The sequence below is a fragment of the Olivibacter sp. LS-1 genome, assembly GCF_008245145.1.
GTDB lineage: Bacteria > Bacteroidota > Bacteroidia > Sphingobacteriales > Sphingobacteriaceae > Olivibacter > Olivibacter oleidegradans.
Genome location: NZ_CP041643.1, coordinates 5,915,875 through 5,938,512, shown reverse-complemented (window position 1 = coordinate 5,938,512; position 22,638 = coordinate 5,915,875). Strand labels below are relative to the sequence as shown.

The window sequence follows — 22,638 nt, the reverse complement described above, 5'->3', positions numbered from 1 at the left end:
AACATGAGATGTATGCCAGATCGAACCGAATTGTGCGCGCCGATGACCTTCATGAACTCATTAATGAGGTATTGATATCAGAAACGTATTATAAAGAGAGCTTCACGTCTTATAAACGGGTCATAAAACAATATTTTTTAAGTCTGGAAACAAATATCTCGGCTACAGTCCTCCATGAGCCGTTCAGCAGGTATACATTAATAGGAAAATACCAACTCAATATAACCGATGTAATGCAGGAGTGGTGGAGGAAACTTGAACAGGAAAAGGAAAGAAGAATAAAGATAGCTTACGGGAATAACTACCGGGCTGCGGTCTATTACTATGCACTGAACCAGGGAATCCGGTTTCTGGAAGGCTTATTTCAGCACTATCCCGATTGTTTTCACGAAGACAGACCACTGCCCCCTTTTATACCCTATTTCAGGTCAACAACCTTTTTGAGGAATGTACGCACATTATTGGGAGAGCTATATAAAAATCGCGTGGATCGACAGCTGATCGTCTCCCTACAAAACTACTTTTCCGGGTTTTCTGATAAAAGCATGATGAGTTATTTTAAATGGCATCATTGGCATTATGCCATCAGGCTTGTAGCTGAATTGCCTTCACGTCTGTCTTACCTGAAATATTCGGATCGCTACGAACGGGAGCTGATCGAACAGCTGATAACCCTGAATTTCAATTATGGCCCCTTCTGTCATCTTATCAAAGAAAAAATGGCAAAGGCTGTGGAAAATCTGGACGATGAATATAAAAAAGAAGAACAATGGCTAATTTACAGAAACCAGTTGGCGCTGATCCCTGAAGTAAAAAAACAGGCCGCCGATAACCAGATGCCGTCCATAAGGCAGCAACTTTTAACATACAGTAAACGTAAGCGTAAAGAGCTCCGCAAGCGTCGAAGCTTATGGTCAAAATTTCCGGTGGGTGCAATTGATCCGGCAACGGGCCGCTACCATTTTCAGGTTTCCCTTACCGAACGGCAGCTACTTTTCTTTTTCCGCGTGCTGTTGGAAATGAAAATACTTGTGGTGGATACCAAGAAAATGTTATTTGCTTTTATAGCAGACTTTATCGGAACACCCAACAGAGAACACCTGGCGCTGCATAGTTTACTGAGTAAGGATACCATTCCCTCTCAACAGGTGATCAATAAAGTAAAACAGATGTTAACCTCAATGTTGAATTACATAAATTCCAAGTATCCCTGATCAAGGGTTCATCCTATATAGCATCCCAAGCTCTCTCAGGTAAGCCAACAGTTCATCAAACCATTCGTCGTTGATCTTTGGATGTTCTGCAACCTTTTCCAGTCCGGCATTGAAAATATCTTCTATCGTTAGCCATCCAATTTTGTTGCACGTTTTAATAAAACTAGCGCTTAAGGGGTGCTGGTTCAGGGGAAGTGTCTCCAGGCCCGTTAATTTTTCCAGTTCCGACATCTTATTCATCGGCATAAAAATAAGAATATTTTACTACTTATTAGTAGTATCTAATTAGTAGTAACTTATTAATGGTAACATATAAATATCCTTATGGCTTATTTTGTTTGTATGTCGCAAAAGGAAATATCACCATCGGAAGATGAAGATTTAAGAAAACTGGGAGAAAGGATAAAAGCACTCCGGATCAAAGCCGGGTATGCCAATTACGAAAAATTTGCCAATGCCCATGATCTAGCGCGAGCACAATATGGTCGCTATGAGGCAGGCGAAAACTTACAGTACAAAAGCCTTTTGAAAGTCATGAAAGCACTTAATGTGACACCCAAAGAGTTCTTCAGTGAAGGTTTTGACTAATATTGCACATTTTTTCTCATTTTTTCACCACCTAATACCTTTAATAGGCCGTAAATAAGCTCTGATATTACACATGTAGCTGTTCCGACACCACCTTCACCACTTTATTTCCATCCGTAAAACCTGAGTATTTGTAGCGCACCAAAATTTTTGCTTATGATACTCGAAATCGCCAATAATCTTTACCGGCAACTTTCAGATGAGCTGGCAATGATCGAACAGGAAGAAATAACAGATAAGCTGGAAATTGCCAAAAAATTGCTGACTGCGCGTTCTTATCTCGTTGAACTTAAAAACAGGACTGTAAACTATACCTTTAGCAGTGAACAGGAAGAAATAGCTTTTTTTAAGACTAAAAAGCCTACGTTTATAAGTCAGGTACTTTATTATTCTGCCAGACAACGGATTGAATTGACGAAACCGGAAGGCACGGCCGATCAACTTAAGAAATATTACCGTTATCTCCTCAAAGGGATCGAGAAATTCTATCGCGACAACCGTGAACTTCACAGCTATCATCGTTCCGGAGCTGACCACCTCGACCGCCTTCTGTTTATGCGTTCGTCTACAGAACCACCGTCATGGCTCTGTCCGGTACGGATTGACTACGACGAACGTTTCTCCACCCCGGCAGATTATCTCATCGGTAAGATTCTTTCCAATGAGCGTATGACCACCTATCTACGGAAGCTGATAGATGGAAAGGACAATGTTACCGACATCGAAGCGGGGAACGACATGGTTTGGACCGGAGAAAGCATTAATTTGCTGGAAACTGCCTACGGATGGTACTGTACCGGACAGATCAACAAGGGTCACGCGGGAATAGGTGAAATTGTCCGTAAGCTGGAAATTCTCTTCAATGTAAAAATCGGACGCCCTTACAGAAGATTTGCCGAAATCAAGCAGCGCAAAAGGCTCAGTCGTACCAAATATATTGACGAAATGGGTAAAGCTATAATCCAAAAGCTGGATGATGAAGATGCATATCGCCCGGACATCCAAAATAGACGATTTTAAATCAGATTGTCCTTCAGGTGTTTACGCGTTTATTTTTGGGTACTACCCAGTAGGTTGTCAAGCAAAAAAACGTAGTCTATCAAACTTTGCTTCGTAAAAGCTGCATAATGGAGTGCAGCTGAAAGCAAAGTATTATGTTAAAACATATCACATGGCAGGAGTTCTTACTTGCCGCCACCTTGTTGACATTCCTATGGTATATCAGCGTAATCCTGCTCCTTTTCAGAAAAGAATTAAAAAGGTTGTTGACAGGTAAAAAACACGGTGCCGAAAAAAGACCACACAGCGGAACAAAGGAGAATGACCTCGATACAGAACAAACGGAAAGCGTGGACGATGACCTGATGGGTAAGACGAAACTTCCCGAAGGGATGAGTGTCATGGGCATGGACGAATTCTCTTTCCGGAAAAGGGATGAAGAGCACAAAGAAAAAATGCTCGGCAACATTCCCGATCTGCTGGAAGAGATGAAACAGCTTTTTCAGATCCTAAAAGACGAGGAAGGGACAAAAGAAGATTTCCTTATCCTGATGGATGGATTCAAACCACGCCTCAAGGCTATCCGTACCGATTCCAACCAGCAATCCCTTAATGAATTTATTACCCGGCATGCCCCTTTTCCCCTTTCGGAAAGAGAGTTGGAAAACTTCTGGGAATAAAATTTTTTAGAGAAACTTAAAATCATCCTTATATGAATCGCAACAATCATAAAAAACAGGCTATTGCCAGGATACTCTTCGCCTTATATATCTTTTTCAGTTATCAGTTTTTCCTTTCCATTCCACTATTTGCGCAGGACGGGGATGCCGGTATCCAGTCAGCAACCGATAAGGTGAAGGGGTATTTTGATTCGGGAATTGACCTGATGTATGCCATCGGTGCGGTGGTAGGCATTATAGGAGCTGTCAAGGTTTTCAATAAATGGAATGCTGGAGAACCCGACACGAATAAAGTGGCAGCTTCATGGTTTGGAAGCTGCGTCTTTCTGGTCATTGTGGCCACTGTTCTCAAATCATTTTTTGGTGTATAAAAAGAGCAGACTATGAGCGGCATTTATTCCATCAACAAAGGTGTTTCGCAGCCAATTGTGTTCAAAGGCCTCAAGGCGCAGTATATTATCTATCTGGCAATAGGGCTGGTTGTTCTTCTGATTCTCTTTGCGTTATTGTATATCATGGATACCAGTCTGTTGATCGTTTTACCCCTGATTCTGATGCTGGGCACAGCACATTTTTTATTGGTTTTTCATTTAAGCCACCGCTTCGGAACGCACGGCCTGATGAAATATCTGGCAAAGAGAAGGCTGCCCCACACCATACGATTCCGCTCGCGCCGTCTATTTACTTCTTTAAATGCACACACGCATTCCGTTAACCATAAATAAAAAAATGATATGATAGCCGAAGCAACAAACATATTTCCTATTTACAAAGTGGAGCACGACTGTATACTCAGCAGACAGGGAGATATTACGGTAGCCTATGAACTGACCCTGCCCGAGATTTTCACTTTATCGGAACGGGATTATACGGCTTATCACAGCACCTTTGTCAAGGCAATCAAGGTACTGCAAAACCATACCGTCCTACATAAACAGGATTGGCACACACAGGCGAGCTATAAAGCAGACTACGAAGGAAAGGATGGTTTCCTTGCCCGTAGCAGTGAAAAGTTTTTTAATGAACGACCTTATCTGGCTCATTCCTGCTATCTTTTCCTGACCAAAAAGCCAAATGGGCGCAAGCCTGCCACATCCGCTTATAACAATCTTTTACGGAGGACGATTGTTCCGGCGCAAACCGTGGACGAAAACCTTTTCCAACATTTTCTGGACAGCGCGGGGCAATTCGAACGGATATTAACAGATAGCGGATTTATTAGGCCGAGGCGATTGAGAAATGATGAGTTAGCGGGAACGTCGGTAAAGGCAGGGATTATGGAACGTTACTGTTTTCTGTTAACAGAAAACGAGCAGTCGATAGTACGTGACATTAATCTGCAAAATGGTTTGAAAATAGGTGACCGGTACTGTCAGCTGTATACACTTGCTGATACCGAGAACCTTCCTGCCCTGTGCGGAAGCAGGATCAACTATGAAAAATACAGTACAGATCGGACCAAGTTCAGTATTGGTTTTGCAAGTCCATTAGGGCAGCTCTTAAATTGTAATCATATTTACAACCAATATATACTGATCGAAGATCCGCAAAAAACGATCAAGGCGCTGGAATCTAAAAAGCTCCGGCTACAATCTCTTTCGATGTACAGCAGGGAAAACGCCCTGGCAATGGAGGCAGTCAACGGCTTTCTGAACGAGGCCATCGGTGAGCAGCGGCTGCCTATTAAAGCGCATTTCAACGTGCTGGTATGGTCGGATAAACCGGAAGATGCAGAACTTAGAAATCAGGTCAGTTCGGCACTTGCTCAAATGGACTGCACGGCCAAACAGGAGACAGACGGCATGGCCCAGATATGGTACGCCGGAATGCCCGGAGCAGGGGCCGATTTTCCCATCAATGATACTTTTGACAGCTTTGCCGAGCAGGCTGCATGTTTCTTCAATCTGGAAACCAACTATAAAGATAGCATCAGTCCGTTCGGTATCCGTCTTGGAGACCGGATAAGTGGTCGACCCGTGCATGTGGATATTTCGGACGAGCCCTGGAAACAGGGATGGATCACCAATCGGGCAAAATTTATATTGGGTCCTTCGGGTTCGGGAAAAAGTTTTCTGACCAACCATTTCATGCGGAGCTACCATGAGCAGGGTGCACATATCATTATTGTGGATATTGGCCACAGCTATAAGGGATTGTGCGATCTGGTAGGCGGTTACTATTTTACTTATTCGGATGATGACCCCATACGTTTCAATCCTTTCTATCTGCCTGAAGGTAGCTCGCTCGACACCGAAAAAAAAGAAAGCATTAAGACCTTGCTGTTATCCTTATGGAAAAAGGATAGCGAACCTTACAAAAGGTCCGAGTATGTTGCGATATCCAATGCCCTAACCTTTTACTACGCTTACTTAGACGAAAATCCCGACATCTTTCCTTCATTCAACAGCTTTTACGAATTTCTCTTATCCGAATATTCGCCGGTACTTAAAGAAGCGCAGGTAAAGGAAAAAGATTTTGACCTGGGGAGTTTTCTTTATGTACTCAATCCTTACTACAAGGGTGGGGAGTTTGATTACCTGTTGAACGCCAATGAAAATCTGGACTTACTTCATCAACGGTTCATTGTGATGGAACTGGATGCAGTGAAAGACCACCCCGTGCTTTTTCCTGTGATTACCCTTGTCATAATGGAAATGATTATATCAAAGATGCGGAAAATACCGCAGATCAGGAAAGTTGTGCTGCTGGAAGAAGCATGGAAGGCAATTGCAAAAGATAGTATGGCCGAACATGTGCGCTACCTATGGAAAACCATGCGCAAGTTCTTTGGTGAACCTATCGTAGTGACGCAGGAAATCGAGGACATTATCAGTTCGCCCATCGTAAAAAATGCCATCATTAATAATTCTGACACGAAGATATTGCTCGATCAGTCCAAATATGCCAACAAGTTTGAGCAGGTACAGGAACTGCTGGGGCTTACGGATAAGGAGAAAGCACTGGTGCTATCCATGAACAAAGCTAACGATCCCGACCACTCGTACAAGGAGGTGTTTATCAGCCTTGGTGGACACAGCAAGGTCTACCGTACCGAAGTATCACCCAAAGAGTATTGGACCTATACCACGGAGGCCAGTGAAAAGGTAAAGGTACAGGAATACGCCCTGCGATATGGTAGTATGCAGAAAGGTATTGAGATGCTTGTCAAAGAAACACTCGGTCAATAATGAATAAGCTAATGAAAACTATAAAAAATTTGACGCACAAAATCAGGAAGATTATGAAGAAGTATATGATTATGCTTCCCCTTAGCGCCGCCACGTTGTTTGTAGGTGTACCGAAAGGGGCCAGCGCACAGATTGCCCTAGCGGAAGTGATCCGCACGGGCGTAAAAAGGGTCATCAAAGCGGTAGATCTAAAGATACAACGCTTGCAGAACGAAGCGATATGGCTACAGAATGCCCAGAAAGTATTGGAAAATCAGCTTTCCAAGCTGAAACTCACCGAAATTGCCGATTGGACGGAAAAACAGAAAGAACTCTACCGTAAATACTATCAGGAACTTTGGGAAATCAAATCAGCTGTTACCTATTACAAACGCCTGAAAGAACTCACGGCAAAACAGGTTGAACTGGTCAATGAATATAAGTGGGCATGGAATCTCTTTAAACGTGATAAACATTTCTCGCCCGAAGAGATTTCCGTTATGGAGAAAGTTTATTCAGGGATACTGGATGCAAGCGTCAAAAATGCGGATGAGCTTTTATTAGTGGTGAACAGCTTTAAAACACAGATGTCGGATGCCGCCAGACTGGAAATCATTGCCGGTGCAGCCGATAAAATCGATCGGAACCTTACCGACCTGAAAAAATTCAATCACGAAAACATTAAACTGAGCATCCAGCGGGCAACCTCATTGGATGAAGTGGTCACCTTAAAAGAGATTTATGGGATACAGGAATAAGCTATCGGTATTTTACAGTGCGCTGTTCAGCGTATTATTGTGCTGGATTGCAATATTGCCACTTTCTTCTGTGAACAATATTGCCCAAGCCCAAACATTCTCGGAGTTTTTTAAACAGAAAAAGACGCAGAAAAAATACCTGTTGACACAGATTGCAGCCTTGCAGCTTTATTCGGGCTATGTAAGAGATGGTTATAATATTGCGCGTTCAGGACTGCAAACGGTAAAGGGTTTTACTGGTGGGGAGTTCAGTCTCCATAATGCCTTTATCAGCTCATTAAAAACTGTAAGCCCCTTCATCAGAAACCATATAAAAGTGGCTGAAATCATCGCTTTCCAGCTTACCATCAGCAAACTGTTTAATATGCTCGAAAGGGACAATGGAGACCTTTCAGTTTCACATAAGGCCTATATCGAAAAGATTCACGCTAAGCTGTCGGAGGATTGTAGCAGGGATATGGAGGAACTGTTCCTGATTATTGCTCCCGGTAAAATCGAAATGACAGAAGCTCAGCGCTTGCAGCGGTTAGATAAGGTGTTTACGTCTATGCGTGACAAGTTCTCATTTGCCCAACATTTCGCGGGACAAGTAAATGTTTTAAAAGAACAGATAAGATCAGAATTAAAGTCCGTGAATCAAATCCACCATATGTATGAAACAGCTAATTGAAAAAGGCAGGTATTTTCTCTTTGCGGTAGCTGCTTACTGCCTAACAATGGCATTGCCCTTACGGTCATCTGGGCAGTCTACCGAAATACAGCAATTGATCCTCAATGCAGAAAAGTTGAGCCAGTTCAAAAACATTTTAAGGGATATGAAAACGGGTTATGATATAATCAGCAATGGTTATAATACGATCAGGAATATAGCAGAGGGCAACTTTTCCCTGCATACCGTTTTTCTTGATGGCCTGATGCTGGTCAGTCCCGAAGTGAAAAAATATGGACGGATTGCCGACATCATCAGCTTGCAAGGTAGGATCAATTCGGAATATCGATCCGCACTATCACATTTCAGAAGTTCGGCAATATTCAACTCCGGAGAATTGGAATATATGGCTAATGTGTACGGAAGGCTATTGAACCAGAGCAAAGACAACCTGGAGGATCTTCTCCTGGTGATCACTTCCTCTCAATTGAGAATGAGCGATGAAGAGCGTCTAGCGCAGATCGACCGTATTTACAACGACATACAGGATAAGTTACTTTTCCTCCGGAAATTCAATGAATCAGGTAATGTATTGCTGGCGCAGAGGAAAAGAGAAATAAATGATATCAAAGGTATCAGTCAATTTTTTAACGGTAAAAACCCATGAAAAAAATTAAACTTGCGGCCGTCCTGTTGGCGGTTGTCGCACTTGTCTTCCCGCTTGCCAGTCGCGCGGATATTGCCCAGACCTTGGGCGGCATGCAGCCCGTACTGGACAGTGTGCGGGACGACATGCAGCCGTTAAGCGGAAAACTCATCGACGTTGCGCGTGCCATAGCTGGTTTTGGCGCCCTCTGGTATACCGCCAGTCGTGTATGGCGCCAGATTGCGGCCGCTGAATCCATCGATTTTTATCCGCTTTTGCGTCCATTCGGTCTTGGTCTTGCCATTATGTTTTTTCCCGCGGTTATCGATCTGATGAACGGTGTACTGCAACCGACTGTGCTTGCCACTGGGGCAATGGTCAGAGACAGTAATGATGCAATAATAGCACTCCTGAAACAAAAAGAGGCGGCAGTAAAAAAATCCGATCTGTATAATATTTATGTCGGAGAAGACGGTAACGGCGATCGTTCCGAATGGTATAAATACAAGTATCCCGAAAACGAGAACGGCTCCGGCGAGGGACTTTTGGAAGGACTGGGCCACGATATGCAGTTCTGGATGGAGAAACAATCTTACAATTTCCGCAATTCGGTAAAGCAATGGATGAGTGAGGTTTTGCAGGTTGTTTTCGCAGCTGCTTCTCTGTGCATCAATACGATCCGGACATTTTTCTTGATCGTGCTCTCCATACTAGGGCCCTTTGTGCTTGGTATAGCGGTCTTTGATGGTTTCCAGCAATCGCTTGTCCAATGGCTTGCCCGGTATATCAACGTCTTTTTATGGCTTCCCATCAGTAACATATTCGGAAGTATACTTGGCAAAATTCAGGAGAATATGCTCAAAATAGATATCGGACAGATCGGCCAGTCAGGTGACACCTTTTTCAGTACCTATGATACCGCTTACCTGATATTTATGCTGATCGGAATTGTAGGGTATTTCACTGTTCCCAATGTAGCTAACTACGTGGTGCAGGCAGGAGGAGCCAATGCGATGTTGCAGAAAGTAACCAGTATCGTAACCACTTCGGCCATGGCCGCGGGAGGTTTGGCGACAGGTGGGGCTGCTGGTGTAATGCAGGGAGGTTCCAACATCTTACAGGCCGGAAAACAATATTCCGGGCAGCAGGAAGGTTCGGGCTCATATGGTGCATCAGGTACAATGGGAAAAGGAGGAGCCTACCTCTATGACAAGCTTTCCGGTAAATAATTCAAATTAAAGACAAGCCTATGTTTACACAGTTCAGAAATATTGATACGGCCTTCAGGCATATAAAAAGGTTCAGTATCGCCCTGATATTGGCCAATGTTCTGACAGTCTGTTTCTGTGCCTACAAAAGCTATCAGATGGTAGAAGCAGCTCAGCAACGGATTTATATTCTATATAACGGGAAGGTGATGGAAGCCCTTGCAACACATAGGCAAGGTAACCTGCCTGTTGAGCTACGGGATCATATCAAAACGTTCCACTATTACTTTTTTAACCTCATTCCGGACGATAAAGCCATAGAGACCAGTGTTTCAAAGGCATTTTATCTCGCGGACGAGTCTGCCAAGAAGCAGTATGACAACCTGAAGGAATCGGGTTATTACAACAACCTGATCTCGGCCAATATCTCACAGGAAATTGAGGTGGACAGCACCGTGCTTGATATAGACCAATATCCCTACACATTTATCTGTTATGCTACCCAAAAGCTCACCCGCTCAACCAGCACGGCATTGAAGAGACTGGTCACCAAAGGGAAAGTACGCGACTTAAAGCAACAGACCGATAATAACCCACATGGCTTTCTGATAGAGCATTGGGAAGTCCTCAAAAACGAAAACCAGTTGCCATGAAACTCTACAGGAAACAACAGGATAGGAAGCAGCAGCAACATGAACAGGATGAAACGGCTTACCGGATAGCGATGAAAATCGTTAAGGGACAACAACGGTTTGCTTCCTTTTTGAATAAAAAGGCCAGTGGCTTACCCCGATGGGTTTTGCTATCCGCTTTCCTCTTATGCTTTCTCTCTATTGGAGCTTACTGTATTTACCTGTTGGTCCGGGCACTGAATTGAAATTGATCATCAAAAAAAACAATATCATGATAGAACAGGAAAAAAAGAGAGACACCCGTAAAATATGGCTTTTCTTGCCATTGCTCGTAATGCCCTTTTTGGTATTTGCATTTTATACATTAGGGGGCGGTAAGGGAACAAAGGACGATGCTCAAATCGAAAAAAAAGGCATCAATACGGAATTACCTAATGCTGCATTCAGGCAAAAAAATCAACCCCGTGATAAGATGGATTTTTACCGGCAGGCGACGAGGGATGAGGAAAAAAAGCAGGAGGGTATTGAAAATGTCATAAACAGGCTGGGTTTCTCGCCAGAGGAAAATCCAAAAGCCGAGGAAATTGATGAAAAGCTAAAAGCAATCCGGCAGGAAATCAGCAGGCCACAAGAAAAACAGAAAAAATTTCCTTTTGCGGTTGTAGCTGAAAATCCAATGGTGGAACCAAGACCCAAATCAGAGATGAACAGCGAAGTAGATCGGCTGGAATCTTTGATGAAAAGCATGCATGCAGACAGCTCTGATGATAGAGAGGTGGAGCAGCTCAATGGACTACTCCAGACGATTCTGGATATTCAGCACCCGGACCGGGTCAAAGAAAAGCTCCAAAGCGAAAAAGAGATGATTGCAGCCGAGGATAGCCTTTTCAGGGCAATACCGGCGATCATTACCAATAAACAAAAAGTAGTACAGGGAGCTACGGTAAGGCTTCAGTTGCAGGATAGTATGGTCATCAAGGGCCATCATATTCCCAAAGGCTTTTATCTGTTCGCTACCTGCCGGATAGCGAATCAACGGATTATGCTAAATATCCGCAATATCCGTTTGGGAACATCGATTATCCCCGTAAACCTAAGCGTTTATAGTCTCGATGGAATGGAGGGTCTTTACGCTCCCGAAGCGGTCATCACGGAAGCCGCAAATCTTGGGACGGACAATCTGGTGCGTGGAATTGGTATGTACGGGCTAGATGGCTCCATTGCCACGCAGGTAGCGGGTGCCGGTATGGAGGCCGCTAAAAACATAATCAGCAAAAAAGTTCGCAAAATAAAGGTTAAGGTAAAAGCCGGGGAGTCTGTACTCTTAAAGAACAATGATTTAAAAAACACTAGATAGGTTGGAAGAGCCCGCCCTCCTAAAAGGAGAAGAAAACAACCATTTCATATTTAACAATATCCGTAAATTAAAAATTAAATGTTATGAATCTGAACAATTTAGAAGATAGAATCGACGAAGCTAAAAACCTTGGTTTTAGCCCAAAAACCATTGCACAGATTGAAGAAAATATCAAATTGGGTGTTCCCGAATTTAAAGCATATGACAGTATGCCTGCAACGGCAAAAGGACAGATTGATTTTACGCTGCATTACAAAAAATCCAGCCAATCGGATTTCTATTATTTCAACAAATTTGACGCCGTACACAATAAGGTCGACCCACTGGAGATCGGTCAGAAATATATGGTTATCCTCAAAGGCGAAGATGGCAAAAACATAGTCAAGAAGCTTGATAACGTTAATGAAGCTATTGAACTGTTCAAAAAGCAGGAAGGAAACGCCGAACTTGCTATCGGAAAAGACCCTGCCCATAAAAGTATGGTTGCCAACATGGAGAATGGAAAGGTCAATTTTGTAGCAAAAACTTTCCAATCTGCCTATTATGCCAATCCCATACCACAGACATTTTACGTAGAAGAAGGAAAAGGATTCAATAAGGAACAGGCAGGAAATCTGGTGCAGGGACGTGCCGTGTACCGGGATGATCTGTTGAATATACAGGGTATGGTTTATAAAGCGTGGGTGATGCTGAATACTGACAAGCCCCGTGACAGGTACAATAACCTGACGACAAGGATATTCCACGATCCGAGTTATGGTTTTGATCTTAAAGAATCACTCAAATCATTTAATATCAAAGATCTTGAAAATCCAGAAAGGGCGGAAAAGATTTTTACAGGAATCATGAACGGAAATAGGGAGCTTGTAAAAGCGGAGAAAGCCAGTGGAGAAACGGTTAATGTTTATGTAGAAGCCTCGGTAAGGTTTCGTAAAGCCAATTTCTTCCTTGAAAATGGTAAACCTGAAAAACGGGAAGAATTTTTAAAGCCGGGAATAAAAGCCGAACAACAGAATAAAGTATCCAGGGAAAATAAGCAGGAAAGAGCGGCAGGTATTGCCCGGTAAAGTGATTTGCCGTATTTTAGGGTTTTGAACAATAGATTTGGTTACCGGCCAAGCCTATTGTTCGGTATTAACACAATTATAATCACAAAGATTTGGGGGCTTTTCAAAACGAGCTCTATATCTCAATCTTAAAAACAATCTGTATCATGGAAAAATTTGCAACACTGAAAGAACTGATCGCATCTGCTGAAAAAGATGCACAGGCATTTTATGAGAAAGGAAACAAAGCAGCAGGTACGCGTCTACGGAACGCGCTCCAGAAAACAAAAGCGTTGGCGCAGGAAATACGCAACGAAGTTACTGCAAAGAAGAACGCCAAGTAGGTTTCTTAGTTAAGAAGAAAAGCCACACCATAGTGGCTTTTTTTGTATGCTAACATACCCTGTTTCGAATAATACTTTCTTATCTTCTTGTTTAATACTTATGTTTGATTTGTAGTCTAAACTCCTGATTATGAAAGTATACAAAAAAGTTAGATGGATCGTTTTGCTATCTGTTTCATCTTTTACGTTTTCCTGTTCATCACCAAAGAAGGGGGAATCAAATTTACAAGATCAGCTAATTGGTAAATATGCATCTCAAAGTGAATCCATCTTTGACTATTACAAAGATACGGTGGAAATCAAATCAGCAGATGAAGGGAAATTTGATGTTCAGGTAATAGCCCATTGGAGCAATGCAAAAAAGGATGACCCCAAACGTCCTATGAATAAAGTTGCCGGGGTGTGGAATAAGGGAAAGCCGGGATCTATATTGGTTGCGGATTTTCAGACCAGTGATACCACGCTGCGTATCGTAGGTCAGCTAAGAGGAGGTGTGAAAATTCTCAAATTTAATCTTGATAAAGCAATAATGGAATGGCCAAGAGATGATGGTGAAACACTGATCTATACAAAAGTCAGCGATTGAGAATATAGTACCATCAACTTTTTTATATAAACTTCTGTAAAATGCAAGAGGATAGCCGCTTCTTCGTGCCTTGAAGCCGCTATCCTCTTTTTTTTGCAACAGGGAGCCTCGTTCCTCGGCCGCCAGTTGCTTTCTGTTTAGGTCAAACCCTTTGTTTAATATTCCTTTAACCCATAAAACGCTTAGTGATTGCGTACCCCCGGCGATTCGTTAGCAAAAAAATTAAACAATCCCCACCCGAGCAAGCCTGCCCGTTGGTTTGCTCGAAAAAAATCTTCCTCGCTCGTTCCTCGCGAGCGTATTTTTTTCGGCAAAGCCTTGCACGGATGGGGATTCTATTAAGGTGAGGCTGCTTAACAATTGCCGGAGGGCCCCTGCGCCCGAAGGACTTAAAAGTTAGGCGCTATGAAAAAAATTAAAGGCAGAAGCCCGCCATTGATGACAGGCAGCAGCAGAACGAAGCGGCTTTCCGCTCGCTCTGCTCCAGAAAAGAAATTACACAAACAGAATTATTGACATCAAAAAATAGAAATTATGAAAACTATAGAAATAAATAGCAAAAGCAATTTGGAGAATATTGTAAAGAACAGTGTGCAAAATGGAGTTAAACCACAGGACAATGTAAAACCTTCTTTGCCTCAGGAAAAACAGCAGGATAAGACTATAGATACAAAAAAAGAAGCTTCTTCAATAGCTGAACAAAAAGAGCCGAAAGCGGCAGAAACAGCTCCAAAACTGGAAAAACTTGCACTGAACTTAGAAAGCACCTTGAAGCTTGTGGAAGAATTGCACCGTCGAAAAATCCAACGGGATAAGCTGATCGATACTATTGATACACTTAATGCTTTTGAAGTAGCGCAGAAAGACGATGCGGAAGAAACCGATAGCAACCATTTTCAGGGCTGCGTACTATCGATCGGGGACGATAAGCGGAGAGAGTTTATCACTAAAAACCCTTACATCATCAAAAAGGTAGCCGAATACATCAACACGCTTTGTATGGATAGATTAGCCGAGATTGAAGGTGAAATTCAACTACCTGCTTAGTTATGGATGCCCCTTGTCATTTACGGCGAGGGGCAAATTAATTACCCATGTTATGGAAACAGCATTTTTAGAGTATTTGGACGGGCTTTATTGGGAAGGTTACGGCGAAGTATTCAGAGAAGAAAACCCTAGAGAGTTTCAGGTTCAGTTAACGGCTTTTATCTGTGAGCATGCAACAATGACCGAAAACCGTAAAATAAAAATTAGAGGAAATGGCACACAATATAAATTATAATTCAGAAATGGGAGAACATTCTTTTTTCAGTGTGAAGGAAATCCCCTGGCATGGCCTAGGTACAATATTGCAGGATTACCCCACAAGCGAGGAAGCCATAAAATATGCGGGGCTTAATTATGAAGTTGCAAAATCACCCAATAAGCAGGTTTTCCCGAGCGGAAAAGAACAGTTTTCGGAAAACAGTTTTTTTACCTATCGAACCGATAACGAGGAAGTTTTAGGCGAGAACGTCGGCAAAGATTATGAAGTTGTACAGAACGTTTTCGCATTCGAATTTTTTGATAGCATTGTCGGGGCAAAAAATGGGATTCTGTATGAAACGGCCGGTGTATTGGGAAAGGGAGAACGCATATTTATCACAGCTAAATTGCCTGACTTTATCAGGGTTGGCCGTGATGATCTGATAGATCAATATATTTTCCTTACCACTGCGCATGACGGGACAAATAGTATTACGGCTGCATTTACACCGATCAGGATCGTTTGCAATAATAGTCTTAATGCTGCCCTTCGGGCAACAGAAAGGATAGTTAAAATACGGCATACAGTCAGTGCACATGAAAAGCTAAAAAAAGCGCATAAGCTGTTAGGGATCAGCCATACAGTTGGTTGTGAGCTTCAGGAAATTTTCAACCACTGGTCAAAAATTCGCATAACTGATACCAATGTCAAACGCTTAATACAGCTGGCCTTAGCTTCCAATAAAGAAGCACTGGACAAGATTTATAGTAACAGGGAAGAAGAACTATCGACCCAGTTCAATAAAAAGATTGATGTTGCTTTAGAATATGCTTTTAATAATCCTTCTCAGACTGATCCAACCACAAGGGGGACGCTGTATGGCTGTTATAATGCGGTTACAGGCTATCTGCAAAATGTTCATGATTACGGTAGCGGAGAAAACAAATTAAAGTCCCTTATGTGTGGAATTTCCCAACAGCAGACACAAACGGCCTTTGATCTTTGCAACGGCTTTGCACAGGTGGGCGCAGCTGCATTGAATTGATGTTTTAACTTAAACGGAGGCGCAACCGTACAAAGAGCGCGGTTTTATTATGAAATCGATAGATGAATTAACAAACACGGATAAAGCCAAATTGATACATCAGCTTTTTCCCGAAGAAATAGCACCTCTTTTGGAATATACATCATCCTTTTGCGTTAGGTTATCTGAAAATAGAGCAGTTTACGAAAGCGAATGGAGTAGCAAAAGTATAATAACATTTAGTTTTTGGCTTCATCTTGCAGGGGAAACGGAAAAACTCATTAAACGTTTGAAATACGATATGATCAAAAGCCGACATGTTTTTGCAGAACAATTGTGCTTTAACCATAACGCTATCTTTTTTAATGAATGTTTGGTGAGGTACGCTAATGAGAAGAGCACCAATGACAAATTTAAAAAGGCCGTAGATTTGCTGTATACCTGAGAACTTAGAACATATCAATTTTTAGTCCCCTTCGATTTTTATCGAAAATCAAGGGGCTTTTTTTGCCCCGCCTTAAGTGCCTTTTATGTTCTTTAAGCATTGCGCAATTCAAATGTCTAGTATTCTTAGTAACTTTTTAGTCCCCCAATTTAGTTTTGATTAGTCAAAACAATCACTGGATAAAATCTAGAACCTAATTTTGAAAATCGATTCGTCATAACTATAGGTTATTTTTTCGATAATATTTTTCAAAGAATTTGAAGCTATCAAATGTTTATCGTAACATTGCAATAAATAATTTTAATTATGGGTTTAACTAGAACAGAAATATTTACCGACGAACAGAATAAACTAGCTGTTCTATTGAAAGCGATGGCCCATCCCGCCCGTATTGCTATTTTGCAATACATCATGGCCTCAAAAACATGCATCAACGGAGATCTAGTGGAAGAACTCGGCTTGGCGCAGGCAACCATTTCCCAGCATTTGAAAGAACTTAAAACAGCAGGATTAATACAGGGTACTATTGAAGGAGTTAGTGTATGTTATTGCATCCATCCTGAAAATTGGAACTTATTGAAAGAAACCATCGGGACTTTTTTAAAAGGTTACATCGTTAGCAACGAGTGTTGTTAAAAAAAATTTATGTTAATATATCGTTAAATTGCAATATTATGAATACGAAAGATCTAATGAACTGGGGCGAGTTCAAAGCCCAACTGACTAAAAATGAGGAAGCCACCTTACAGTTTCAATATGCCGATGATAAATGGGTAGATGCTTCTTACCATATCACAGAGATCAAACAAGCTCCTATTACCTCCGTAGACTGTGGAGGCGTGATGAATGCTTGGACGGAAGTAATTGTGCAGCTTTGGGAACCCCAAACTGGCGACTCAGAAAGAGCAATGACGGTAGGCAAAGCCCTGTCGATTGTAGCGTTGGTAGAAAAATCTCTTCCGTTAAATCCTTCTGGGGTTGTCAAGATAGAATTTGGTAATTCGGAATTTGACACCCGCCAAATGTACCCAGGTGAGTTGATTTTGGAAGGTGAAAGCCTCATTGTTAATCTTATCCCTGATGCTACCCAATGTAAAGCCATCGGTCGTGGAGGCAGTTGCGGCACCAATGATAAAGGCGAAGAGTGCTGTGCGCCGGTTCAGGAAGAAGAAAGCAAAAGCGAGATGGTCAATTTAGCGACCGTTCAAAGTTGTACACCGGGGTCAGGATGCTGCTAAAACTATAGACCGACTAATGGAACTAAGAACAATGAATGACACAGACTGGCCAGCTGTAAGAACTATTTATCTACAGGGGATAGCTACAGGCCAAGCTACTTTTCAAACAGAAGCGCCGAGTTGGGAGGATTGGGATGGATCGCATCTCAAGCATTCCCGTTTTATAGCAAGTATTGATGGGCACATCGCAGGATGGGCGGCGCTATCGCCTGTTTCAAGTCGTTGTGTTTATGCCGGTGTGGCGGAAGTAAGTGTATATATACATGAGGATTATCGCGGAAAAGGCGTGGGTAGTTTTTTGATGAACGCACTCGTAGAAAGTAGCGAAAAACAAGGCCTCTGGACACTTCAATCGGGCATTTTTCCGGAAAATGAAGCGAGCATCCGCCTGCACGAAAAGCATGGCTTTCGGCAACTAGGTTACCGGGAAAAGGTTGGAAAGCACGGAAACACTTGGCGTGACACTACATTAATGGAACGCCGGAGTAAGACAATAGGAATTGATTAAATAAGACAAAAAAGCACAATGAAGAAGATATTGGTATTATGTACCGGCAATAGCTGCCGGAGTCAACTGGCAGAAGGTTATTTAAGGCACTTCGCTCAGGGAAAGGCAGAAATATACAGCGCGGGTATTGAAACCCATGGTGTCAATCCAAAGGCCGTACAAGTGATGAAAGAGGATGGTATTGACATCTCCGGGCATACCTCCAATCTCGTGGATGAATACAGCCATATCGATTTTGACTATGTCATTACCGTATGCGATAATGCCAGGGAAAGCTGCCCGTACTTTCCCACCAAAGCGCAGAAGTTCCATCATAACTTTCCCGATCCTGCAAAAGCCGTAGGTACTTCCGAAGAAGTTCTTAATGAATTCAGGGCTGTAAGAGATCTGGTAAAAGCCTATATGAAAGACTTTATTGAAGAACATGTAAACGATGAAAGATATGTCAGCAAATAATTGTGCACCGGCTACCGGCCGCAAAAAACTCAGTTTCCTTGACCGTCACCTAACCTTGTGGATCTTTCTTGCAATGGCTATCGGCGTTGGTATGGGCTATTTTATACCTTCTACCGCTTCCTTTATTAATTCTTACTCAAGTGGTACAACCAACATACCTTTAGCCGTTGGGCTCATATTGATGATGTACCCACCGCTGGCAAAAGTTAAATACGAGAACCTCGGTAAAGTATTCAAAGATGTAAAAGTGCTCAGTGTATCCCTTATACTAAATTGGGTAATAGGCCCGCTCCTGATGTTCTTTTTGGCCATCACCTTTTTAAGGGATTACCCTGAATATATGATCGGCCTGATTCTGATCGGCTTGGCGCGTTGTATCGCTATGGTGGTGGTTTGGAATGAGCTTGCCGAGGGAAACCGCGAATACGCAGCGGGTCTCATAGCCCTCAATAGTATTTTTCAGGTATTGTTCTACAGTGTATTCGCCTATATTTTTATTACGGTACTACCTCCTTTATTCGGAGTTGAAGGGGCTGAAGTAAATATCACCATCGGTGAAATAGCCAAAAGTGTTGGTATTTATCTGGGGATTCCTTTTGCGATGGGAGTAATCAGTCGATATGTGCTCATTGCATTGAAAGGTGAAAAATGGTTTCAGGAAAAATATGTTCCTTTTATATCACCCATTACCTTGATTGCCTTGTTATTCACCATTGTAGTTATGTTTAGCTTAAAAGGTGATTTGATCGTACAGATACCCATGGATGTAGTAAGGATAGCCATACCGCTGGTAATCTATTTTGCCTTTATGTTCATATTCAGTTTCGTAATTGCTAGACGTTTTGGAGCCGACTACTCAAAGAATGCTTCGATCGCCTTCACAGCAACTGGAAACAATTTTGAGCTTGCAATTGCGGTGGCGATAGGTGTGTTCGGGATCAATTCAGGCCAAGCCTTTGCCGGGGTTATTGGTCCCTTGGTAGAGGTTCCCGCCCTGATCGCCCTTGTGAACCTCGCATTCTGGTTCCGAAAGAAATATTATACCAAAACAGTGCTTTCTTAAGTATGGGCGTATCAAATAAAAACTACGATGTGATTATAATCGGAGGTGGGCAAAGTGCGCTTGCCTGTGCTTATTTCTTGCGACGTACCGGATTGAGCTATATTCTTCTCGATGAGCAGGACGAGCCCGGAGGAGCATGGCAGCATGGGTGGGAATCGCTTACATTGTTTTCACCGGCTGCATTCAGCTCTCTACCCGGTTGGTTGATGCCTGAATCTTCCGGTAAGTTCCCTTCAAGAGCCGAGGCGATTGCCTACCTGAAGGCTTACGAAGAGAAATATAAAATACCTGCTGAGCGACCCGTTAAAGTAAAGAAAGTTGCAAAAATCGATAATGGGTATACACTTAGTACATCAAATGGCGCTTATTTCTGCAAGGCGCTTATTTCTGGAACAGGTACTTGGGGCAGCCCTTTTGTTCCGAACTTGGAGGGGCTTGGCTCCTTCAAAGGAAAGCAGCTCCATTCGGCACATTATACCAATGCAAAGGACTTTCAGGGTAAAAAAGTGCTGGTAGTGGGCGGAGGTAATTCCGGTGCCCAGCTATTGGCCGAGATTTCGAAGGTAGCGAATACGGTTTGGTCTACCCTAACACTACCAACATTTCTTCCCGATGAAGTAGACGGCCGGGTGTTATTTGACGTTGCTACTGCCAAGTATCAAGCCATGAAAGAAGGTAAACCTCTTGATACGAAACAATATGACCTGGCAAATATCGTGATGGTCCCATCCGTGGTGGAGGCTCGCGAACGGGACGTGTTACACAGCAAGGGGCGTTTTATTGCATTCACGGAAACTGGCGTGATCTGGGAATCTAACGAAAGGGAAGACTTTGATATAATCGTTTGGTGTACCGGATTTAAGTATGCCACTAAACACCTGAATGAATTGGGGATAACCGGTGTCGATGGGCGCGTAGTTACCGAGGGTACACGTGCAAAGGAGGTAGCCGGACTATGGCTCGTAGGTTATGGAAACTGGACGGGCTTTGCCTCTGCCACATTGATAGGAGTAGGAAGATCTGCGCGTGCCACAGTAAATGAACTAAATGAATATCTAAACCATTAAAGAAAATGAAAATTGCACTTTTTTCCGACATCCACGCTAATCTACCCGCATTGGAAGCATTTTTTGAGGACCTTGAACACCGGCAGGTAGATGCGGTTTATTGTTTGGGCGATTTGGTAGGGTATAATATCTGGCCCAATGAAGTAATCGATGAAATCCGAAAAAGAGGTATTCCTACAATTGCAGGGAATTACGATTTTGGTATCGGTAGAAGCAGTGACGACTGCGGTTGCGCTTACAAAACAGATGAAGAGAAAGCGATGGGCAAAATTTCCATTGCCTATACCAATGAAGCCGTGAAGGATGACCAACGCGCTTATCTCCGCACCTTACCTGCACATATCCGGTTGGAGTTTCAGTTGAACGACGATAAAATGGATGTGCTTTTGGTACATGGAAGTCCCAGAAAAGTGAATGAATATCTTTTTGAAGACAGGGAGGAAAAAAGCATGATCCGAATTATGGAACAGGCAGGAGCTTCCGTGATGTGTTTCGGTCATACCCACAAACCGTATCATCGTATCCTTTCGGTAAACGATGAAGATGGCGGCCTACGTTATTTGCATGCCATTAACATTGGATCGATTGGAAAACCGAAAGATGGTGATCCCAGGGGTGGCTACGTAATACTCACGCTTAATCCCGATAGCAGTATGAGAGAAAAAGAAAGTATCACCGTTGAATTTGTTCGTTTTGAATATGATGTAGAAAAAGCGGCGAAGGCGGTAGAAGATAGCCCTCTTCCAAACGGATATGCAGATATGTTACGTAACGGTTAACTAATTTAAGCTAATGAAGATTGCACTTTTTTCAGATATCCATGCCAATCTGCCTGCTTTGGAGGCGATGTTTACAGATTTAAATAAGAGACAGGTAGATGCGATTTATTGCCTAGGCGATCTTGTCGGTTATAACATTTGGCCAAATGAGGTAATCGAACTTATTCGTTCCCAAAAAATACCCGTCCTTGCAGGAAACCATGATGCCAAAGTTGGCGTTTTGGAGGCAAAGGGGGCTATCGAAGCCCTTGGTAAAAACTATGCTTACCACCTGATTAACGATGTTAATAGGAAATATCTTCGTGATCTACCGGCACATATACGTTTAGCATATAAAACTGCAGATGAAAAATTTGATGTCTTAATGGTGCATGGCAGCACCAGGAGGAACGACGAGTATGTATTAGTCGATACCCCAGAAGAAGATGTTTTAGCGATGATGACAGAAAGCAATGCTTCTATTCTATGTGTGGCCCATTCTCATAAACCATATCACCGCGTGCTTAAGTCAGCGGCTGCTAATTATCTACACGTTATCAATACCGGTTCTGTAGGAAAACCTAAGGATGGGAATCCGCAGGGATGTTATGTTTTGTTAGAATTAACAGCAACAACATCTATGCGTGATCCCGAGACCTTAAACGTCGATTTTGTTCGTTTTGACTATGATGTTCAAGCGGCAGCAAATGCAGTAGAGAATAGCCCATTGCCAACTGAATTTGCAGACATGTTGCGCAAAGCTTATTAAATATCTAAGTAGCTATGACAGGCTATAGCCAATAGAAAAAATAGCTCATGTAATCGGTCGTTAGTTTCACGATCTCTCTTTGTTGTTTTTGGCTATAATAATGAGATAACATGTTATGTCGAGAACTCTTGTGTAATTGTAATTAGGATCATCCGTGAAGTGAGTCGAGGTGTTTTGAATAAGCCCATAT

The 22,638-nt window shown here is 42.6% G+C and carries 30 protein-coding genes; 29 read left to right on the top strand and 1 reads right to left on the bottom strand.

Translation table 11 applies throughout. The features are described from left to right. Window positions 1-8: 8 nt before the first annotated feature. Complete coding sequence (locus FKG96_RS24840; protein ID WP_130858261.1) at window positions 9-1,214, top strand: hypothetical protein; 1,206 nt, start codon at window positions 9-11, stop codon at window positions 1,212-1,214. Here FKG96_RS24840 and FKG96_RS24835 read toward each other — a convergent pair whose 3' ends face one another. Continuing rightward, window positions 1,215-1,454 carry a hypothetical protein gene (locus FKG96_RS24835; protein WP_130858260.1) on the bottom strand — a complete coding sequence of 80 codons (240 nt, stop codon included), beginning with the start codon at window positions 1,452-1,454 and terminating at the stop codon, window positions 1,215-1,217. An 84-nt stretch (window positions 1,455-1,538) separates the two neighbouring features. On the opposite strand from FKG96_RS24835, the gene FKG96_RS24830 reads away from it, so the two are divergent. The 28 genes from FKG96_RS24830 to FKG96_RS24700 all read left to right on the top strand — a co-directional run bounded on the left by FKG96_RS24830 (window position 1,539) and on the right by FKG96_RS24700 (window position 22,448). After that, window positions 1,539-1,802, top strand: coding sequence for a helix-turn-helix domain-containing protein (locus FKG96_RS24830; protein WP_013663569.1), 264 nt, complete (start codon window positions 1,539-1,541; stop codon window positions 1,800-1,802). Window positions 1,803-1,958: 156 nt separating this feature from the next. Then, window positions 1,959-2,822 carry an RteC domain-containing protein gene (locus tag FKG96_RS24825; protein WP_130858258.1) on the top strand — a complete coding sequence of 288 codons (864 nt, stop codon included), beginning with the start codon at window positions 1,959-1,961 and terminating at the stop codon, window positions 2,820-2,822. 134 nt (window positions 2,823-2,956) lie between these two features. After that, window positions 2,957-3,481 carry a hypothetical protein gene (locus FKG96_RS24820; RefSeq protein WP_130858257.1) on the top strand — a complete coding sequence of 175 codons (525 nt, stop codon included), beginning with the start codon at window positions 2,957-2,959 and terminating at the stop codon, window positions 3,479-3,481. Between the two features lie 32 nt (window positions 3,482-3,513). Next, window positions 3,514-3,852, top strand: coding sequence for a DUF4134 domain-containing protein (locus FKG96_RS24815; protein ID WP_130858256.1), 339 nt, complete (start codon window positions 3,514-3,516; stop codon window positions 3,850-3,852). A gap of 12 nt (window positions 3,853-3,864) precedes the next feature. Continuing rightward, window positions 3,865-4,206 (top strand): DUF4133 domain-containing protein, encoded by a 342-nt coding sequence (locus FKG96_RS24810; protein ID WP_130858255.1) that lies wholly within the window; start codon window positions 3,865-3,867, stop codon window positions 4,204-4,206. A gap of 9 nt (window positions 4,207-4,215) precedes the next feature. Continuing rightward, on the top strand, window positions 4,216-6,669 hold the full coding sequence (locus FKG96_RS24805; RefSeq protein ID WP_130858254.1) for a TraG family conjugative transposon ATPase: 2,454 nt from the start codon (window positions 4,216-4,218) through the stop codon (window positions 6,667-6,669). 53 nt (window positions 6,670-6,722) lie between these two features. Further along, window positions 6,723-7,406: a conjugal transfer protein TraI gene (locus FKG96_RS24800; protein WP_242627395.1), complete on the top strand. Its 684-nt coding sequence runs from the start codon at window positions 6,723-6,725 to the stop codon at window positions 7,404-7,406. Then, window positions 7,390-8,076 (top strand): hypothetical protein, encoded by a 687-nt coding sequence (locus tag FKG96_RS24795; RefSeq protein WP_130858252.1) that lies wholly within the window; start codon window positions 7,390-7,392, stop codon window positions 8,074-8,076. The genes FKG96_RS24800 and FKG96_RS24795 overlap by 17 nt, the downstream gene beginning before the upstream one ends. Then, complete coding sequence (locus FKG96_RS24790; protein WP_130858251.1) at window positions 8,060-8,722, top strand: TerB family tellurite resistance protein; 663 nt, start codon at window positions 8,060-8,062, stop codon at window positions 8,720-8,722. Before FKG96_RS24795 ends, FKG96_RS24790 begins: the two co-directional genes overlap by 17 nt. Then, on the top strand, window positions 8,719-9,930 hold the full coding sequence (traJ, locus tag FKG96_RS24785; RefSeq protein WP_130858250.1) for a conjugative transposon protein TraJ: 1,212 nt from the start codon (window positions 8,719-8,721) through the stop codon (window positions 9,928-9,930). Before FKG96_RS24790 ends, traJ begins: the two co-directional genes overlap by 4 nt. 20 nt (window positions 9,931-9,950) lie before the next feature. Continuing rightward, window positions 9,951-10,562: a conjugative transposon protein TraK gene (gene traK / locus FKG96_RS24780; RefSeq protein WP_013663559.1), complete on the top strand. Its 612-nt coding sequence runs from the start codon at window positions 9,951-9,953 to the stop codon at window positions 10,560-10,562. Beyond that, on the top strand, window positions 10,559-10,786 hold the full coding sequence (locus FKG96_RS26875; protein ID WP_041387017.1) for a hypothetical protein: 228 nt from the start codon (window positions 10,559-10,561) through the stop codon (window positions 10,784-10,786). The genes traK and FKG96_RS26875 overlap by 4 nt, the downstream gene beginning before the upstream one ends. 26 nt (window positions 10,787-10,812) lie before the next feature. Continuing rightward, window positions 10,813-11,898 (top strand): conjugative transposon protein TraM, encoded by a 1,086-nt coding sequence (gene traM, locus FKG96_RS24775; protein WP_165447078.1) that lies wholly within the window; start codon window positions 10,813-10,815, stop codon window positions 11,896-11,898. An 83-nt stretch (window positions 11,899-11,981) separates the two neighbouring features. After that, complete coding sequence (locus FKG96_RS24770; protein WP_130858248.1) at window positions 11,982-12,965, top strand: hypothetical protein; 984 nt, start codon at window positions 11,982-11,984, stop codon at window positions 12,963-12,965. A 146-nt stretch (window positions 12,966-13,111) separates the two neighbouring features. Further along, window positions 13,112-13,288: a hypothetical protein gene (locus tag FKG96_RS24765; protein ID WP_013663556.1), complete on the top strand. Its 177-nt coding sequence runs from the start codon at window positions 13,112-13,114 to the stop codon at window positions 13,286-13,288. Window positions 13,289-13,418: 130 nt separating this feature from the next. Next, the gene (locus FKG96_RS24760) at window positions 13,419-13,874 is read left to right on the top strand and encodes a hypothetical protein (protein WP_130858247.1); all 456 of its coding nucleotides are present in this window, start codon (window positions 13,419-13,421) and stop codon (window positions 13,872-13,874) included. Between the two features lie 534 nt (window positions 13,875-14,408). Continuing rightward, window positions 14,409-14,921 carry a hypothetical protein gene (locus FKG96_RS24755; protein WP_130858246.1) on the top strand — a complete coding sequence of 171 codons (513 nt, stop codon included), beginning with the start codon at window positions 14,409-14,411 and terminating at the stop codon, window positions 14,919-14,921. Between the two features lie 52 nt (window positions 14,922-14,973). After that, window positions 14,974-15,156, top strand: coding sequence for a hypothetical protein (locus FKG96_RS24750; RefSeq protein WP_130858245.1), 183 nt, complete (start codon window positions 14,974-14,976; stop codon window positions 15,154-15,156). Continuing rightward, complete coding sequence (locus tag FKG96_RS24745; RefSeq protein WP_149106261.1) at window positions 15,134-16,165, top strand: DUF932 domain-containing protein; 1,032 nt, start codon at window positions 15,134-15,136, stop codon at window positions 16,163-16,165. Before FKG96_RS24750 ends, FKG96_RS24745 begins: the two co-directional genes overlap by 23 nt. 49 nt (window positions 16,166-16,214) lie before the next feature. Next, window positions 16,215-16,589 carry a hypothetical protein gene (locus FKG96_RS24740; protein ID WP_130858038.1) on the top strand — a complete coding sequence of 125 codons (375 nt, stop codon included), beginning with the start codon at window positions 16,215-16,217 and terminating at the stop codon, window positions 16,587-16,589. A 306-nt stretch (window positions 16,590-16,895) separates the two neighbouring features. Continuing rightward, entirely contained in the window at window positions 16,896-17,225 is a 330-nt protein-coding gene (locus FKG96_RS24735) for a helix-turn-helix transcriptional regulator (RefSeq protein WP_130858037.1), read from the top strand. Window positions 17,226-17,263: 38 nt separating this feature from the next. Continuing rightward, window positions 17,264-17,827 carry a DUF6428 family protein gene (locus FKG96_RS24730; RefSeq protein WP_130858036.1) on the top strand — a complete coding sequence of 188 codons (564 nt, stop codon included), beginning with the start codon at window positions 17,264-17,266 and terminating at the stop codon, window positions 17,825-17,827. Window positions 17,828-17,843: 16 nt separating this feature from the next. Continuing rightward, the gene (locus tag FKG96_RS24725) at window positions 17,844-18,335 is read left to right on the top strand and encodes a GNAT family N-acetyltransferase (RefSeq protein WP_130858035.1); all 492 of its coding nucleotides are present in this window, start codon (window positions 17,844-17,846) and stop codon (window positions 18,333-18,335) included. A gap of 18 nt (window positions 18,336-18,353) precedes the next feature. Next, window positions 18,354-18,791, top strand: coding sequence for an arsenate reductase ArsC (locus FKG96_RS24720; protein WP_130858034.1), 438 nt, complete (start codon window positions 18,354-18,356; stop codon window positions 18,789-18,791). Next, a complete protein-coding gene (arsB, locus tag FKG96_RS24715) occupies window positions 18,778-19,854 on the top strand; it encodes an ACR3 family arsenite efflux transporter (protein ID WP_130858033.1) in 1,077 nt (358 codons plus the stop codon). The genes FKG96_RS24720 and arsB overlap by 14 nt, the downstream gene beginning before the upstream one ends. A gap of 2 nt (window positions 19,855-19,856) precedes the next feature. Then, complete coding sequence (locus tag FKG96_RS24710) at window positions 19,857-20,921, top strand: ArsO family NAD(P)H-dependent flavin-containing monooxygenase (protein ID WP_130858032.1); 1,065 nt, start codon at window positions 19,857-19,859, stop codon at window positions 20,919-20,921. A gap of 5 nt (window positions 20,922-20,926) precedes the next feature. Then, window positions 20,927-21,700, top strand: a complete 774-nt coding sequence (locus FKG96_RS24705) for a metallophosphoesterase (RefSeq protein ID WP_130858031.1) — start codon at window positions 20,927-20,929, stop codon at window positions 21,698-21,700. A 13-nt stretch (window positions 21,701-21,713) separates the two neighbouring features. Then, the gene (locus FKG96_RS24700) at window positions 21,714-22,448 is read left to right on the top strand and encodes a metallophosphoesterase (protein WP_130858030.1); all 735 of its coding nucleotides are present in this window, start codon (window positions 21,714-21,716) and stop codon (window positions 22,446-22,448) included. Window positions 22,449-22,638 lie beyond the last annotated feature (190 nt).